Raw genomic sequence first — 15,525 nt, 5'->3', positions numbered from 1 at the left:
TTGGTGCAATTGTATTTGTAGGAACACTAGAAGTTATAGCATTCGCAAAACTTGCATCATCCATAGGTTCTATAGTATTTGGAGATAATATTTGGACTGCTACTTCTTTTGGCATCTCATTAACAATTGTAGCGGCCGTTGTCTTTGATATTCCAAGAATAGTTGCAATTTGCCGGACACTTTTGCCATCTGCAGATAATTCTTTAACCTTTTTCCTAGTATCATCTGGTATTTTCTTAGTTGTGCGCTTTACAGGCACAGGCGCAGCCACAGCCACAGCAAGCTCAGCAGCAGTGGCAGCCGCAGCCACAGCAAGCACAACAGCCACAACAACAATGGCAGGCTGAGCCTCCGCAAACACAGCAGCAATGGCAGCAGCAACAGCAGGCACAGCAGCAGTGGCAGCAGCAGCCTCAGCAGCAACAGCCACCGCCACACCCGCCGCCACAATGGCAGCCACAGCAACAGCCGCAGCAACAGTCTCAGCAGCAATGGCAGACGCAGCAACAGCAGCCGCAGCAACAGCAGCCGCAGCCGCAGCAGCAATGGCAGCAGCAACCTCAACAACAATGGCAGGCGCAGCAGCCCATGAATGGCCAGATGGCGCAGCAGAGCTCCGAAGCCATGCTGGCCGCCGCCATCAGCCAGTTTCCCGTCTTGCGCCAGGGCGTGCAGTTTGAGCGTGCACGCGATGGTTTTTCCATCAATGGCCAGCGCTATGTCGATGCGCAAGGCACGATATCGGCGTATTCCTACGATATTCCATCGGGCGACTTCACCTATGTCCTCGAAACCGAACCCGGATACTATGTCGTGAAAGCGGGGCGGGCGACGACGCAAAACGAACCTGTCGTCATCGCCAACGCGCAGCGCGGGGGCGGGCTTTGGACAGTCACGACCGTGACCGGCAGGAGCTTCTCGGGCCGCCGCCTGATTCCGTCGTCGCGCGGCTTCGTGATTGCCAGCGACAATATGGGATCGCGCTATGTGGCAGGGAAGGGCGCCACCAGTTTCGCGGCACCGGCCGACTTTTCCATTGCACCCTTGCAAAATGGTGATGCGGTCAATACCGGCTATGTCTTGCTGGAACGGGCACCCGTCCCGGAAGGCCCCTCGCAGGTAGGCAATATCGTGGGGGGACTGATAGGCGCAGCGAAACTGATCGGCCCCGCCGCAGGCCTGGGCACGAGCGAGAATTACGCCATGCTGGATGTCTTGAAAGGCAGTTCTGGCAATGCCGGTGGCAGCAAGTCTGCGGAAGCCGATATCGCGGTCGGCCTGGTGGGCGCGGCGCAAGCCCTGGGCAGCAGCATGGGCATCGGCAAGAAGGATGACTATGCCTTGTTCAATGTCTCCAGTGGCCGTATCGTACCGCTCAATATCACGCTGGAAAGCAAGCAGGCGGAAGTATTAAGCGATTGCAAGCTGAAAAATGCCATGGCCGCAAAGTGCTCGCGGCTGGAATCGCTCGACAGCATCTATGCCGCAGGCGGCAAGCGCAATATGGAGCATTATTTCTGGCGTATTCACTGGTTCAACGTGCCGGGACGTCCTATCCTGGTCGCACAGGAAAAGGGCACGAAAAAGGTGACCGCCACTGACCTTAACAGTGGCAAGAAAGTCATCCTGTTCGAGCGCATGCTGGGGATTTCTGATTTTGCCGTCACACAGGAGATCGACGGCAAGATCAATGCCACCGCCAAGATGGGCTTTTCCAGCGAGTCGCGCCAGGATGTGGCTGCCTTGATCGACAAGCTGAAGAATGTGGCGGAAGACAGCGATATCAACTGATCGGCTGTCACTGTTGTCGTTATGGACAGGCCGCAATCCTCGCGTTGTGGCCTGTCCTGCCTGTTCTTCTTCCCGTTTTGCCCGCATGCGCCGTTCTTTGACGATGCCATGGGGCAGGCGCGGCCAGTGTGGCTTACAATATCGTTTTGCATCAGCTACTTGAAAACTCACTATGTCCAACGAGCAACCAGCAGTCGTCACCGAAGCGGCTTACCTCACCCTGCATTATCGTCTTGCTACTGTTGACGGTACTGATATTGTCACGACCTTCAGCGGCAATCCCGCGACCTTGATGCTGGGACAGGGCCAGCTGGCGCCGTTCCTCGAGCAGCGTTTGCTGGGCTTGCCTGAAGGCACGCACCAGACCTTCGAGCTGGCGGCCGGCGAAGGCTTCGGCGAGCGCAATCCCGAGCTGGTGCAGTCCGTCTCGCGCGCCACCCTGGACGAAAACTCCGTGCCGGGCGCCGACTACAAGATCGGCGACCTGGTCGATTTCGCTGCCCCGGGCGGCGGCCGCTTTGCCGGCGTGCTGCGCGAAATGCGCGACGATTCGGCCCTGTTCGACTTCAATCATCCGCTGGCGGGCCAGCCGCTGCGCTTTGAAGTCAAGCTCATCTCGGTCCTGTAAAGAAGGAGTAGCGATGGATAAGGAACTGTTACTGGCCCAGCCCCGCGGTTTTTGCGCTGGCGTCGACCGCGCGATTGAAATCGTCGAACGCGCCTTGCAGCAATTTGGCGCGCCGATCTACGTGCGCCATGAAATCGTCCACAACGCCTACGTGGTGGCCGACCTGCGCAACAAGGGCGCCATCTTCATCGATGACCTCGATGATGTGCCGGCCGGCAATACGCTCGTGTTTTCCGCCCATGGCGTGTCGAAAGCCGTGCGCGCCGAGGCGGAATCGCGCGGCCTGAGCATCTTTGACGCCACTTGCCCCCTCGTCACCAAGGTGCACATGGAAGTGGGCAAGATGCGCCGCGAAGGGCGCGAGATCATCATGATCGGCCACGATGGCCACCCCGAGGTGGAAGGCACGATGGGCCAGGCAGACATGGGCATGCACCTGGTGGAAACGCTCGATGATGTGGCAAAACTGCAGGTCGCCAACCCCGACAGCGTGGCCTATGTCTCGCAGACAACGTTGTCAGTTGACGACACTCGCGACATTATCGAGGCCCTGAAACAGAAATATCCGAACATCGCGGAACCGAAAAAAGGCGACATCTGCTACGCCACCACCAACCGCCAGGAAGCCGTGAAATTCATGGCGCCGCAGGTGGAACTGGTGATCGTCGTGGGCAGTCCAAACAGCTCGAACTCGAACCGCTTGCGCGAAGTGGCCGAGAAGATGGGCACGCCTGCCTACATGGTCGACAATGCCTCGCAAATCGATCCGGCCTGGCTGGAAGGCAAGCTGCGCGTGGGTGTGACGGCCGGAGCCTCCGCGCCCGAGGTGCTGGTGCAGGCCGTCATCGACCGTCTGAAAGAGTGCGGCGTGAAGAGCGTGCGCCCGCTCGACGGCGTGCAGGAAGCCGTCACCTTCCCGATGCCGAAAGGCCTCGATGGCATCAAGCGCGACGTCGCCTGAGCCGGCAGGGTGACTGAATATCGATGAAATAGTGACCTTAAAACCGAATTTAATTCGGAAATGATTGATTTATTCCAAGCTTAGTTTTTGCAAAAGATCGTTATGATTGCCTCAAGCTTGAATATGTTGTCGTTATGACTAAGCAGGGGCACGCCCGTTTTTAGTGCGTGCACCATGCTGGTGAGAACGGTCCAGGGATGGCACTGCAGGAATTTTTCCTCCGGTGCCGTTTTTGTATCAGCGGCGCGTGTTCCGGCGGAAGTTGTTCCCGACAATGTAGATTTGATAGGGCAATCTGACCATGGATACCTTCATCCAGCAAATCATCAACGGCCTGGTGCTGGGCAGCATGTATGCCTTGGTGGCCCTCGGTTACACGATGGTGTACGGCGTCTTGAACCTGATCAACTTCGCCCACGGCGACGTGCTGATGATCGGCGCCATGGTGGGCTTGACCATCCTCAAGCTGCTGGGCATTTACGTGCCGGACTGGCCCGGCTACCTGAAACTGGCCACGGCCATCCTCGGCGCCATTCCCGTGTGTATCCTGGTCAACATCCTCATCGAGCGGGTCGCCTACCGCCGCCTGCGCAACGCCCCCCGCCTCGCTCCCCTGATTACCGCCATCGGCGTGTCCATCCTGCTGCAAACCTTTGCCATGATGATCTGGACACGCAATCCCCTGCCTTTCCCGCAACTGCTGTCGACCGACCCCATCAATATCGGCGGCGCCGTCATTTCACAGACGCAAGTATTGCTGCTGGCCCTGGCCGCACTGTCCATGGGCGGACTGGTCTTGCTGGTGGAAAAAACGCGCATGGGCCGCGCCATGCGCGCCACGGCGGAAAACCCCCGCGTGGCGGGCCTGATGGGCGTCGATTCCGACAAGGTCATCGTGGCCACCTTCGCCATCGGCGCCGCGCTGGCGGCCGTGGCCGGCGTCATGTGGGGTGCCAACTATGCGTCCATCCAGTTTTCCATGGGCGCCATCCCCGGCCTGAAGGCGTTCTGCGCGGCCGTGCTGGGCGGCATCGGCAATATCTATGGCGCCATGCTGGGCGGTATCTTGCTGGGCATCATCGAGAGCCTGGGCGCCGGCTACATTGGCGACATCACGGGCGGCTTCCTGGGCAGCCACTACCAGGATATCTTTGCCTTCGTCGTGCTGATCATCGTGCTGACCCTGCGCCCGTCCGGCATCATGGGCGAACGCGTGGCCGACCGTGCCTGATGTGACACTGGGAGATTAAATCATGGCACTACTCGATTTCGACGCTAAGAAAAATCCGGCCAAGGCCTATGCCGGCATGCTGGGCCTGGCCGCGCTGCTGGTGGTGTTTCCCTTCTTTGCCGCGCAGTTCGGCAATTCATGGGTGCGCATCATCGACATGGCCTTGCTGTACATCATGCTGGCCCTCGGGCTGAACATCGTCGTCGGCTTCGCCGGCCTGCTCGACCTGGGCTACATCGCCTTCTATGCCGTGGGCGCCTACCTGACGGCCCTGCTGGCGTCGCCCCAGTTCGCCATCCTGCTCGAATCCGTGGTGAACCAGTACCCGGTGCTGGGCGAGTCCCTGGTGCACCTGATGGGGCCGGAAATCCGCGAAAACGGCATCCATCTGTCGATCTGGGCCATCGTGCCCCTGGCCGCCGCCGTGGCGGGATTTTTCGGCGCCCTGCTGGGCGCGCCCACGCTGAAGCTGCGCGGCGACTATCTCGCCATCGTGACCCTGGGCTTTGGCGAGATCATCCGCATCTTCATGAACAACCTGAATGACCCCATCAATTTCACGAATGGCCCGCAAGGCATCAATTTGATCGACCCCATCCGCATCTTCGGCGTCAACCTGGCGGGCGAGGCGGGCAGCAACAGCACCGTCGTGGTGGGCGGCTTTTCCATGCCGTCCGTGAATGCGTATTACTTCCTGTTCCTTTTCCTGTGCATCGCCGTCGTCTTCGTCACCAAGCGCCTGCAGCATTCGCGCCTGGGCCGCGCCTGGGTGGCCATCCGCGAGGACGAGATCGCCGCCAAGGCCATGGGCATCAACACGCGCAACGTGAAATTGCTGGCCTTTTCCATGGGCGCCTCGTTCGGCGGCGTGGCCGGCGCCATGTTCGCCTCCTTTCAGGGCTTTGTCTCGCCGGAATCGTTTTCGCTGACGGAATCGATCGCCGTGCTGGCCATGGTGGTGCTGGGCGGTATCGGGCATATTCCCGGCGTGATTCTCGGCGGCATCATCCTCGCCTCGATCCCGGAAGTGCTGCGCCATGTGGTCGAACCGGCCCAGCAGGCGCTGTTCGGCCACGTGGTGATCGAGGCGGAAGTGCTGCGCCAACTGCTGTACGGCCTGGCCATGGTGTTGATCATGCTCAACCGTCCGGCCGGCTTGTGGCCGGCACCCAAGCACGAGGACCGGCCCGACCACGACGTCGACCAGCCGGGAAAATCCACCGGCGTCGTGTCCGCTTAAGCGAGGAAGACCATGAGCGAACAGATCATTCTCAATATCGCCGGCGTGAATAAACGCTTCGGCGGCCTGCAGGCATTGACGGACGTGGGCATTACCATCAAGCAAGGCCAGATCTATGGCTTGATCGGGCCGAACGGCGCCGGCAAGACGACGTTTTTCAATGTCATCACGGGCCTGTACCAGCCCGACACGGGCACTTTCGAGCTGGCCGGCAAGCCGTATTCGCCGTCCGCGCCGCACAAGGTGGCCAAGGCGGGCATCGCCCGCACCTTTCAGAACATCCGGCTGTTCGGCGACATGACGGCGCTGGAAAACGTCATGGTGGGACGCCACGTGCGCTCGCACCAGGGCGTGTTCGGCGCCATCTTCCGCCACAAGGCGGCGCGCGAGGAGGAGGCGTCCATCCGCCGGCGCGCCATGGAACTGCTCGATTTCGTCGGCATTGCCCAGTTCGCCAACCGCACGGCCCGTTTCCTGTCGTATGGCGACCAGCGGCGCCTGGAAATCGCCCGCGCGCTGGCCACCGACCCGACCCTGCTGGCCCTGGACGAGCCGGCGGCGGGCATGAACGCGACGGAAAAGCTGGCCCTGCGCGAGCTGCTGGTCAAAATCAAGGCGGAAGGCAAGACCGTGCTCCTGATCGAGCACGACGTGAAACTGATGATGGGGCTGTGCGACCGCATCACGGTACTCGAATATGGCAAGCGCATCGCCGAAGGCTTGCCGGCCGAAATACAGCAAAACCAGGCCGTCATCGAGGCTTACCTGGGGGGATCGCACGCATGAGCAATGTATTGAAGGTGGCGGGCCTGCACGTGGCCTACGGCGGCATCAAGGCGGTGAAAGGCATCGACCTGGAAGTCAACGAGGGCGAGCTGATCGCCCTGATCGGCGCGAATGGGGCCGGCAAGACGACGACCTTGAAAGCCATCACGGGCACCTTGCCTGCGTGCAAGGTCGACGGCACGATCAGCTACCTGGGCGAATCGCTGAAGGGCTCGAAATCGTTCCACCTGGTGGAGCGGAAGCTGGCCATGGTACCGGAAGGGCGGGGCGTGTTTACCCGCATGTCGATCCGCGAAAACCTGATGATGGGCGCCTATACGCGCACGGACAAGGCAGGCGTCGAGGACGATATCGCCAAGTGGTTCGACGTGTTCCCCCGCCTGAAGGAGCGGGCGGCGCAGATGGCCGGCACCCTGTCGGGCGGCGAGCAGCAGATGCTGGCCATGGCGCGCGCCCTGATGTGCCACCCGAAGCTGCTGCTGCTCGACGAGCCGTCGATGGGCCTGTCGCCCATCATGGTGGAAAAGATCTTCGAGGTCATCCGCAGGGTGTCGTCCGAAGGCATCACCATCCTGCTCGTCGAGCAGAATGCCCGCCTGGCCCTGCAGGCGGCGCACCGGGGCTACGTGATGGATTCCGGCCTGGTGACCATGGGCGGCAATGCGGCCGACATGCTCGACGATCCGCGCGTGAAGGCCGCGTATCTGGGCGAATAAAGCAAGCGCGCATAAAAAATGCCCCGGCTGGGCCGGGGCATAATGGCATCCGTGGGGGAGAAGCGGGATGGATGCCTGGAGGAGCTGGTAACAGCGACCGCCGCAGCGGCCGCCTGGTAATTACTTGGCGGCGGCGCGCGGCACGACTTTTTCAGCCGCTTGCGTGAACTGGTTCACGGCCGATGCCAGGTTCGCTTCGATGGCTTCGACGGCTTGCTTGCTGGTTTTCGAGAATTGCTCGTAGCCTGCATTGGCGTTGCCGATGGCCGTTTTCAGGATGGCGACGGCGTTTTCCGAGCCGGCTGGCGCGTTCTTCGTCACTTCTTCCACCAGCGACAGGACCTTGCGGTTGGTTTCGGCGATTTGCGATTCGGCCGCTTTGCTGAATTCAGCCTGGGTACCCGACGTGATGGCAGCCAGGTGACGGCCGTAGGCGATGGCTTTTTCGGCGCTAGGCTGGGCTTGCGCAGCGGTCAGCGAGAAGAATTCTTGTGGGTCTTTTGCCGACAGCAATTGCTTGGCGGCGGCCGTCGATTCTTCCAGCGTTGCCTTGGCAGCGGTCAGGTTCAGTTCGACGATCTTTTCGATGCCTTCGAAGGCCTTGCCCGTCAGCGACGAGAACAGGGCGAATTGGGCTTCCAGGTTGGCTTTGGTAGCGGACGAAAACTGCTCAGGAATTGAAAACATATAAATCTCCAAAATATCGAAATCTGGTTAATTTGATGCTGCGTGTACCGTTTGGGAAAGCAGGTGAATCTAAATTTTTCAAGCTGAACAAGAATTGTGCAACGCAACAAACCCTATTCTACGGTTAAAAAAAATGAAGTCAAGCGAATCTTGTGCGATGCAACAATTGAATAGATTTGCATCAAAAACCATTGTTTCTAAAGAGAAATATTTGATTTCTGCGTGTTAATGGTTTAAGCCTAAACCGTTATTTCCCCGCCTTTCGGGACGGGTGCGGCGCAGCATGCTAGACTTTGCCTCCCGCACTGGCGCAGCGCCCCGGTGCCGACCCCGTTTCCCGAGTTGATACCATGTCCAATCTTCCCGCCGCGGCTGGCGCCAGCGGCAAAGCTCCTTTCCTGGCCACCCTGGCACCGATGGCCTTGCCCGCTTTCTTCGTGTTGTTATGGAGCACAGGTTTTATCGTCGCCAAGTTCGGCCTGCCCTACGCGCCGCCGCTGACCTTTCTGCTGCTGCGCTTCCTGGGCGTGCTGGTCATCCTGCTGCCGCTGGTGCTGCTGTTGCGCGCGCCATGGCCCGTGGGACAGTTCCGCCAGATCGCCGTGGCCGGCATCCTGATGCAGGCCGGCTACCTGGCCGGCGTCTGGTGCGCCATCAAGCTGGGCATGCCGGCCGGCCTCTCTGCGCTCATTGTCGGCATGCAGCCCGTGCTGACGGCCTGCGCCGCGCCCCTGATCGGCGAATCCGTGCGCCCGCGCCAATGGCTGGGCCTGGTTTTCGGCCTGCTGGGCGTCGCTTTGGTGGTGTACGCGAAGATCAACCTCGTGGGCTTGACGGTGGAAAGCGTGCTGCTGTGCGTGTTTGCCCTGCTGTCGATGACGGCCGGCACCATGTATCAAAAACGCCACTGTCCCCAGTTCGACTTGCGCACCGGCACGGTGGTGCAGTTTGCCGCCTCCATCGTCGTGGTCTTGCCCTTCGCCCTGTATTACGAAGGCCTGGATTGGCAGTTCAGCAATGTGCAATGGACGGCGAATTTCATCGGCGCCTTGCTGTGGTCGGTGCTCGTGCTCTCCATCGGCGCCATCTTCCTGCTGTTCGCCCTGATCCGCCGCAGCGACGCCACGAAAGTGACGGGCCTGCTGTACCTGACGCCGCCCACGACGGCCGTCATGGCCTGGCTGATGTTTGGTGAAGCGTTTAATATGCTGGGCATCGCCGGCATGCTGGTGGCCGTCGTCGGCGTGGTGTTCGTGGTCAAAAAATAAAGCAACAAGCAGGAGAGCAGGGCAGTGAGCAAGCAAGCATTTGAAACACCGTCGACGCAGCAAGCCGTCGATGCGGCCATCCTGTCGCGTCGCTCGATCCGCGCCTTCTTGCCCACGCCCGTGGCGCAGGACGACATCGCGCGCATCCTGGAAGTGGCGGCGCGCGCGCCCTCGGGCGCCAACATGCAGCCATGGAAAGTGTATGTGCTGTCGGGCGAGGCGCGCCAGCGCCTGTCGCGCCGCATCCTCGATGCCTACGAGGCGCCGGCAGCGCCCGATGCGCCCGCCCGCACGGCGTCGTACACCTATTATCCGCGGCAGTGGACGGCGCCGTTCATCGCGCGCCGCCGCAAGATCGGCCTGGACCTGTATCAGCTGCTGGGCCTGGAGCGGGGCGACACGGCCGGCATGGCGGCCCAGCACGGGCGCAATTTCCAGTTCTTCGACGCGCCCGTCGGCCTGATCTTCACCATCGAGCGGGTGCTGGAGCAGGGGTCCTGGCTCGATTACGGCATGTTTTTGCAAAACATCATGCTGGCGGCGCGCGCGCGGGGACTCGACACTTGCCCGCAGGCGGCCTTCATCCATTACCATGACATCATCCGCGAGGAACTGGACGTGCCCGCCAGCGAAATGGTGGTGTGCGGCATGGCCCTCGGCTATGCGGACCCGGACAGGGTCGAGAACCGCCTGAGCACGGAACGCGAGCCGCTGGCCGGCTTTGTTAAATTCATTGCCACTTAGTTATCTATAGCGATTTGCACAAGTAAACACGGAATCAAGGATGAGCTTGTTTGCTCGCCACCAACGATTTGTATTTCATTGCTGCAATAAATACTGTCCTAACTGTTAAATGGGCTTGCGATTACTCTGCATTTCGCTACACTGCAATAAGGCAACAGCTTCACGGGGAATTATCGAATGGCTAAGTTTAAACTTGCGCTGGGTGTCCTGGCTTCCCTGCTGTTTGCGCTGGCGCCGGCTGCGGCCGTGCACGCCAAGGAAGCAAACGGCAAATCCTCAGCCTCCAAGAAACACAATTCCAAGAAAGTCAAAGTCGTGCTGCGCAAGGGCACGACGGCCGCGCCGCGCGAAAAGACCGTGCGCCGGGTCGTCATGGTGCGCGGCAAGCGCAAGGTCATCTACCAGAAGGTCAGCAGCGTGGCCGTGCCCATGGCCGCGCCGATGCCCACCATGGGCGACCTGGCGGGCCTGAACCTGACGCGCGATCCGCTCGACCTCAAGTCCAGCGTGGCGCTGGTGCTGGACCAGGCCAATTCGGAAGTGCTGTTTGAAAAGAATTCCAATGTGGCCCTGCCCATCGCTTCCATCACGAAGATGATGACGGGGCTGGTGGTGGTGGAAGCGCACCAGGACATGGATGAAGTGCTGACGATCACGGACGACGACGTCGACCGTGCCAAGTTCAGCAGTTCGCGCCTGAAGGTGGGCTCGCAATTAACACGTGGCAATATGCTGCACATCGCCCTGATGAGCTCGGAAAACCGCGCCGCCTCGGCCCTGGGCCGCAATTATCCGGGCGGCTTGCCCGCCTTCGTCGACGCCATGAACAGCAAGGCGCGCCAGCTGGGCATGATGGATACGCATTACGTCGATTCCAGCGGCCTGTCGAAAATGAACGTGGCCAGCGCGCGCGACCTGGGCAAGCTGGCCATGGCCGCCTTCCAGCAGCCCCTGCTGCGCCAGTATTCGACGGACCCGAAAGCCATCGTGGAAGCGAGCGGCCAGCCCATGCAGTTCGGCAATACGAATCACCTGGTGGCCAACCCGGGCTGGGAAATCGGCTTGCAGAAGACGGGCTTCATCAACGAGGCGGGACGTTGTCTGATGATGCAGGCCGTCATCGAAGGACGGGCCGTGATCATGGTCTTCCTCGATTCCAAAGGGAAACAGTCGCGCACGGCCGACGCGGGCCGCATGCGCAAGTGGCTGGAAGCCCTGAAGCCAGCAAACATGAGCCTGCCTGGTGGTTAATGCAGAAAGTTGTCGGCACGACGCCTGACAAAACCGTCGCGAGCGGTCGTGACTTGTGGCTAGGCAGCGCTACCGTACCCTGTACGGGGGCGCCGCGCCGGTGAACATCGCCGGCCGCACAGCGCGCCGCGCAGCACGTTGGGTCAGGCGTTCTCAGTCTTGCGGGATATAACCCAATGTGACGGAAATCTGGTTCGCCGTTTCCACCAGGTCCACCAGCCATTCATCCTGCAGGCGGTCGGCGGGCGCCGAGATCGACAGACCCGCGATCAGCTTGCCCGAGTCGTCGCGGATGCCGGCGGCCATGCAGCGCACGCCCAGTTCCAGCTCCTCGTTGTCGCGCGCATAGCCGCGTTCGCGCACCAGGCTCAGTTCGCGTTCGAGCTTTTGCAGGTCCGTGATGGAATTCTTGTTGTGCCCGGCCAGGCCCGTGCGCGTGGCGTAGGCGCGGATGGCTTTCGGCTCGTCCACGGACAGGAACAGTTTACCGGTCGACGTCAGGTGCAGGGGGCCGCGCCCGCCGATGGCGCGCACCACCTGCATGCCCGAGCGCTCGGAAAAGGCGCGGTCGATGTAGACGATCTCGTCGCCCTGGCGCACGGACAGGTTGATGGTCTGCTGGGTTTTCTTGTGCAGCTGGCGCATGAAGTCCAGCGCCGCTTCGCGCACGCTGAGGCGGCTCTTCACCACATTGCCCAGTTCCAGCAGGCGCATGCCCAGGCGATACGTGCCCGGTTCGATGCGGTCGACAAAGCGCGTCAGCACCATGTCGTTGAGGATGCGGTGCGCCGTCGAGGGGTGCAGCCCGGATACCTTGGACAATTCCTTCAGGCTGACAGGGTCAGAATATTTCGCCAAGGCATCGAGCAGGGCAACCATGCGCTCGATCACCTGGATCGTCGTCTTTGGAGCTGCGACCGGTTCAATTTTCATGATGGATTTGGTGCAATGCAGTATTCATGCATCTTTATACCATGATGTGAAAAAATAGTGAAATGTTCCGAGATAATCGGCGAAAAAATTGTCACAATCCCTATGCCGGCCGTCATAATGGCTTTATTGCACCCGTGCCTCACCCTGGAAAACCATGCAACCTGTAAATGAATTCAAGAGCAAGAGCGGCCTGAAACGCATTTTTTCCGCCTTTTTCTACTCGCTGGACGGCTTGAAGGCGGCCTGGCGCCATGAACACGCATTCCGCCAGGAACTGGGCCTGTTCGTCGTCGGCACGGTCATCGCCTTGCTGCTGCGCATCTCCGCCTTTGAAAAACTCGTGCTGATCGGCGTGCTGCTGCTGGTGCTGATCGTCGAACTCATCAACTCGGCGCTGGAAGCCGTGGTCGACCGCATCTCGCTGGAGCGCCATCCGTTGTCGAAAAATGCCAAGGACTTCGGCAGCGCCGCCGTGCTGCTCACCTGTATCCTGGCCTTCGCCACGTGGGCCGTGGTCCTGTTCAACCGCTTTTATTGATCCCTGTCAAAAGCTGCTGCGCATCGGTATGGGCAGCCTGCGATGCTCGCTGCCTCGGCGGCCCCGTGCTCGGCACGCTTGCGTTTCTCGACCGCCTATTCCTTCCGCTCGCCACGGTTTGCTCCGGCGTCTTAACTGCTAAATCCCCGTTGCGCGCCGTCCATATGCGAAAAATGTATATCAAACGGTGAAACGCTTCGTTCTCTTTGCGGCCGCGGCGCCGTAATCTGGTGGCTCTGAAAGTTCAACCACACGGGGATCTTAGATGCTGTCGAAAAAAATCATCATAGCCACCGCCATCAGCGCGTTTGCCATTCTGCAAACGGCGCAGGCTGCCGATATCACCCTGCTCAATGTGTCGTACGACCCGACGCGCGAGCTGTACCAGGATGTGAACACGGCATTTGCCAAGGAATGGAAAGGCAAGACGGGCGACAACGTCAAGATCAAGCAATCGCACGGCGGTTCCGGCAAGCAGGCGCGCGCCGTCATCGACGGCCTGGAAGCGGACGTGGTGACCCTGGCCCTGGCCTACGACATCGACGCGCTGGCCGAGCACAAGCTGCTGGCGGCCGACTGGCAAAAGCGATTGGCGCACAACAGCTCGCCGTACACTTCGACCATCGTGTTCCTAGTGCGCAAGGGCAACCCGAAAGGCATCAAGGACTGGAATGACTTGATCAAGCCGGGCGTGTCCGTCATCACGCCGAATCCGAAAACCTCGGGCGGCGCCCGCTGGAACCACTTGGCAGCGTGGGGCTACGCCCTGCGCCAGCCGGGCGGCAGCGAAGCGAAGGCCAAGGATTTCCTCGGCAAACTGTACAAGAACGTGCCCGTGCTCGATTCCGGCGCGCGCGGCGCCACCACCACCTTCGTCGAGCGGGGCATCGGCGACGTGCTGATCGCCTGGGAAAACGAAGCCTACCTGGCCGTCAAGGAACTGGGCCCGACCAAGTTCGACATCATCACCCCGTCCGTCAGCATCCTGGCCGAGCCGCCCGTCGCCGTCGTCGACAAGTTTGCCGACAAGCACGGTACGCGCAAGGTGGCCGAAGCTTACCTGAACTACCTGTACACGGACGAAGCGCAAGACATCATCGCCAAGAACTACTACCGTCCGGCCACGGACAAGGCGGCGAAGAAATACGCATCGCAGTTTGCCAAGGTCAACCTGTTCACCATCGAACAGGTGGCGGGCGGCTGGACGGCGGCACAGAAGGCGCACTTTGCCGACGGCGGCATCTTCGACCAGATCTACCAACCTAAGTAATACCGGCTGGCAATCGGCAACGATAGCCAGACCCTTACTGAAAGGGCAACATCATGGCGCTGCGCAGCTTTTCCGATTACCGGGTACTGATCGTGCCGGGCTTGCATAACAGCGGCCCCGAGCATTGGCAGAGCCGCTGGCAGCGCCTGTATCCGCAGTTCGAGCGGGTCGAGCAGGATGACTGGAGCGTTCCCGACCTGGCCGCCTGGTCGGCGCGCCTGGAGCGGGTGCGGCGCCAGGACAGCCGTCCCACCCTGATCGTTGCCCACAGTTTCGGCTGTTTGACGACGGCGCACAGCCTGGCCCGCGACCCGCAGGGCGTGGCCGGCGTGCTGCTGGTGGGACCGGCCGACCCGGACAAGTTTGGCGTGGCGCAAGCCCTGCCGCAAAAGCGTTTGCCTTGCCCCGGCATCCTGATCGCCAGCCAGACGGACCCGTGGATGACGGCCGAACACGCCACACAGTGGGCGCGGCGCTGGAATTGCAAGTATATCGATGGCGGCGCCCTGGGCCACATCAACGCGGAATCCGGCTTGGGCGACTGGATCTATGGACAGGCCCAATTACAGACGCTGTTTGATCTGGCGCAAGGGGAGCGCCGCCACCGCCAGGCCGCTTGAGTATCTGACATAACCTACTGCGCGTCGCGATTTGCGGCCTGCGATGCTCACCGTGCTTATGCACGGCTGCGCTTCTTAACCACAAATCGCTGCCGCTCGCTACGGTTCTGTCAGATACGCATTACTATATTATTATTGAACGCCTACTACTCATTGAGGAGATCACGATGACCTTACGCCTGGGCGATGTCGCCCCCGATTTTGAACAAGACAGCTCCATCGGCCCGCTGAAATTCCACGAGTGGGCTGGCAATTCCTGGGTGGTGCTGTTTTCCCACCCGGCCGACTTCACGCCCGTGTGCACGACGGAACTGGGCTTGACGGCCAAGCTCAAGCCGGAATTCGACAAGCGCAACGTGAAGGCCATCGCCCTGTCCGTCGATGCGGCCGAATCGCACAAGAGCTGGATCAAGGATATCGAAGAGACGCAAAACACCGTGGTGGGCTTCCCCATCATCGCCGACGTCGACAAGAAAGTGTCCGTGCTGTACGACATGATCCACCCGGAACAGTCCGTCACGGCCACCGTGCGCTCCGTCTTCATCATCGACCCGAACAAGAAAGTGCGCCTGATCCTCACGTATCCGCTGAGTACGGGCCGCAACTTCAATGAAATCCTGCGCGTTATCGATGCCCTGCAGCTGACGGACGGCTACACCGTGGCCACGCCCGGCAACTGGCAGGATGGCGACGACGTCATCATTCCATTGACCGTGCAGGATCCGGACGTGATCCAGCAGAAGTATCCGAAGGGCTTTACGGCCGCGAAGCCGTATCTGCGCCTGACGCCGCAGCCGAACAAGTAATTCTGGGGTCAGTTGCTTCGCAATCGGAATGCGTCCCATTGGGACGCATTCCCCC

Annotated in this window: 18 protein-coding genes; 14 read left to right on the top strand and 4 right to left on the bottom strand. The window is 60.7% G+C overall.

Going from position 1 to position 15,525, the window contains the following annotated elements:
* Positions 1–259: helix-turn-helix domain-containing protein (locus EBS11_RS26445; RefSeq protein ID WP_290608146.1), on the bottom strand; the 259-nt coding region annotated here is incomplete at its 3' end.
* Positions 250–732 carry a hypothetical protein gene (locus EBS11_RS26440; protein WP_290608145.1) on the bottom strand — a complete coding sequence of 161 codons (483 nt, stop codon included), beginning with the start codon at positions 730–732 and terminating at the stop codon, positions 250–252. The genes EBS11_RS26440 and EBS11_RS26445, both read right to left, overlap by 10 nt.
* On the opposite strand from EBS11_RS26440, the gene EBS11_RS26435 reads away from it, so the two are divergent.
* The 7 genes from EBS11_RS26435 to EBS11_RS26405 all read left to right on the top strand — a co-directional run bounded on the left by EBS11_RS26435 (position 670) and on the right by EBS11_RS26405 (position 7,353).
* On the top strand, positions 670–1,791 hold the full coding sequence (locus EBS11_RS26435; protein ID WP_290608144.1) for a hypothetical protein: 1,122 nt from the start codon (positions 670–672) through the stop codon (positions 1,789–1,791). The two genes, EBS11_RS26440 and EBS11_RS26435, sit on opposite strands and share 63 nt — an antisense overlap.
* A 172-nt stretch (positions 1,792–1,963) precedes the next feature.
* Positions 1,964–2,419 (top strand): FKBP-type peptidyl-prolyl cis-trans isomerase, encoded by a 456-nt coding sequence (locus tag EBS11_RS26430; RefSeq protein WP_034785165.1) that lies wholly within the window; start codon positions 1,964–1,966, stop codon positions 2,417–2,419.
* Between the two features lie 13 nt (positions 2,420–2,432).
* On the top strand, positions 2,433–3,380 hold the full coding sequence (ispH, locus tag EBS11_RS26425) for a 4-hydroxy-3-methylbut-2-enyl diphosphate reductase (protein ID WP_290608142.1): 948 nt from the start codon (positions 2,433–2,435) through the stop codon (positions 3,378–3,380).
* 301 nt (positions 3,381–3,681) lie between these two features.
* Positions 3,682–4,611, top strand: coding sequence for a branched-chain amino acid ABC transporter permease (locus tag EBS11_RS26420; protein ID WP_290608140.1), 930 nt, complete (start codon positions 3,682–3,684; stop codon positions 4,609–4,611).
* A gap of 22 nt (positions 4,612–4,633) precedes the next feature.
* Positions 4,634–5,851 carry an ABC transporter ATP-binding protein gene (locus tag EBS11_RS26415; RefSeq protein ID WP_290608138.1) on the top strand — a complete coding sequence of 406 codons (1,218 nt, stop codon included), beginning with the start codon at positions 4,634–4,636 and terminating at the stop codon, positions 5,849–5,851.
* 12 nt (positions 5,852–5,863) lie between these two features.
* Positions 5,864–6,637, top strand: a complete 774-nt coding sequence (locus EBS11_RS26410) for an ABC transporter ATP-binding protein (protein ID WP_290608136.1) — start codon at positions 5,864–5,866, stop codon at positions 6,635–6,637.
* Positions 6,634–7,353 carry an ABC transporter ATP-binding protein gene (locus EBS11_RS26405; RefSeq protein WP_290608134.1) on the top strand — a complete coding sequence of 240 codons (720 nt, stop codon included), beginning with the start codon at positions 6,634–6,636 and terminating at the stop codon, positions 7,351–7,353. Before EBS11_RS26410 ends, EBS11_RS26405 begins: the two co-directional genes overlap by 4 nt.
* A 120-nt stretch (positions 7,354–7,473) precedes the next feature.
* Here EBS11_RS26405 and phaP read toward each other — a convergent pair whose 3' ends face one another.
* Positions 7,474–8,040 (bottom strand): TIGR01841 family phasin, encoded by a 567-nt coding sequence (phaP, locus tag EBS11_RS26400; protein WP_290608132.1) that lies wholly within the window; start codon positions 8,038–8,040, stop codon positions 7,474–7,476.
* Between the two features lie 350 nt (positions 8,041–8,390).
* On the opposite strand from phaP, the gene EBS11_RS26395 reads away from it, so the two are divergent.
* The 3 genes from EBS11_RS26395 to pbpG all read left to right on the top strand — a co-directional run bounded on the left by EBS11_RS26395 (position 8,391) and on the right by pbpG (position 11,303).
* The gene (locus EBS11_RS26395) at positions 8,391–9,308 is read left to right on the top strand and encodes a DMT family transporter (protein WP_290608130.1); all 918 of its coding nucleotides are present in this window, start codon (positions 8,391–8,393) and stop codon (positions 9,306–9,308) included.
* A 24-nt stretch (positions 9,309–9,332) separates the two neighbouring features.
* On the top strand, positions 9,333–10,052 hold the full coding sequence (locus tag EBS11_RS26390; RefSeq protein WP_290608128.1) for a nitroreductase: 720 nt from the start codon (positions 9,333–9,335) through the stop codon (positions 10,050–10,052).
* 177 nt (positions 10,053–10,229) lie between these two features.
* Positions 10,230–11,303 carry a D-alanyl-D-alanine endopeptidase gene (gene pbpG, locus EBS11_RS26385; RefSeq protein WP_290608126.1) on the top strand — a complete coding sequence of 358 codons (1,074 nt, stop codon included), beginning with the start codon at positions 10,230–10,232 and terminating at the stop codon, positions 11,301–11,303.
* A 153-nt stretch (positions 11,304–11,456) separates the two neighbouring features.
* Here the strand turns inward: pbpG and EBS11_RS26380 are convergent, their stop codons facing one another.
* The gene (locus EBS11_RS26380; protein WP_034785179.1) at positions 11,457–12,236 is read right to left on the bottom strand and encodes an IclR family transcriptional regulator; all 780 of its coding nucleotides are present in this window, start codon (positions 12,234–12,236) and stop codon (positions 11,457–11,459) included.
* A 154-nt stretch (positions 12,237–12,390) separates the two neighbouring features.
* On the opposite strand from EBS11_RS26380, the gene EBS11_RS26375 reads away from it, so the two are divergent.
* From EBS11_RS26375 to EBS11_RS26360, 4 genes are all read left to right on the top strand, one after another.
* On the top strand, positions 12,391–12,774 hold the full coding sequence (locus EBS11_RS26375; RefSeq protein ID WP_070281337.1) for a diacylglycerol kinase: 384 nt from the start codon (positions 12,391–12,393) through the stop codon (positions 12,772–12,774).
* A gap of 265 nt (positions 12,775–13,039) precedes the next feature.
* On the top strand, positions 13,040–14,044 hold the full coding sequence (locus EBS11_RS26370; protein ID WP_290608121.1) for a sulfate ABC transporter substrate-binding protein: 1,005 nt from the start codon (positions 13,040–13,042) through the stop codon (positions 14,042–14,044).
* 53 nt (positions 14,045–14,097) lie between these two features.
* Positions 14,098–14,664, top strand: a complete 567-nt coding sequence (locus EBS11_RS26365; RefSeq protein WP_290608119.1) for an alpha/beta hydrolase — start codon at positions 14,098–14,100, stop codon at positions 14,662–14,664.
* 167 nt (positions 14,665–14,831) lie between these two features.
* The gene (locus tag EBS11_RS26360) at positions 14,832–15,470 is read left to right on the top strand and encodes a peroxiredoxin (protein ID WP_290608117.1); all 639 of its coding nucleotides are present in this window, start codon (positions 14,832–14,834) and stop codon (positions 15,468–15,470) included.
* Positions 15,471–15,525: the final 55 nt, after the last annotated feature.

It is taken from the genome of Janthinobacterium sp. (assembly GCF_009923995.1).
Taxonomy (GTDB): Bacteria; Pseudomonadota; Gammaproteobacteria; order Burkholderiales; family Burkholderiaceae_D; genus Janthinobacterium.
The sequence above is the reverse complement of the archived record's forward strand: the minus strand, read 5'-3'. Positions and strand labels throughout refer to the sequence as shown.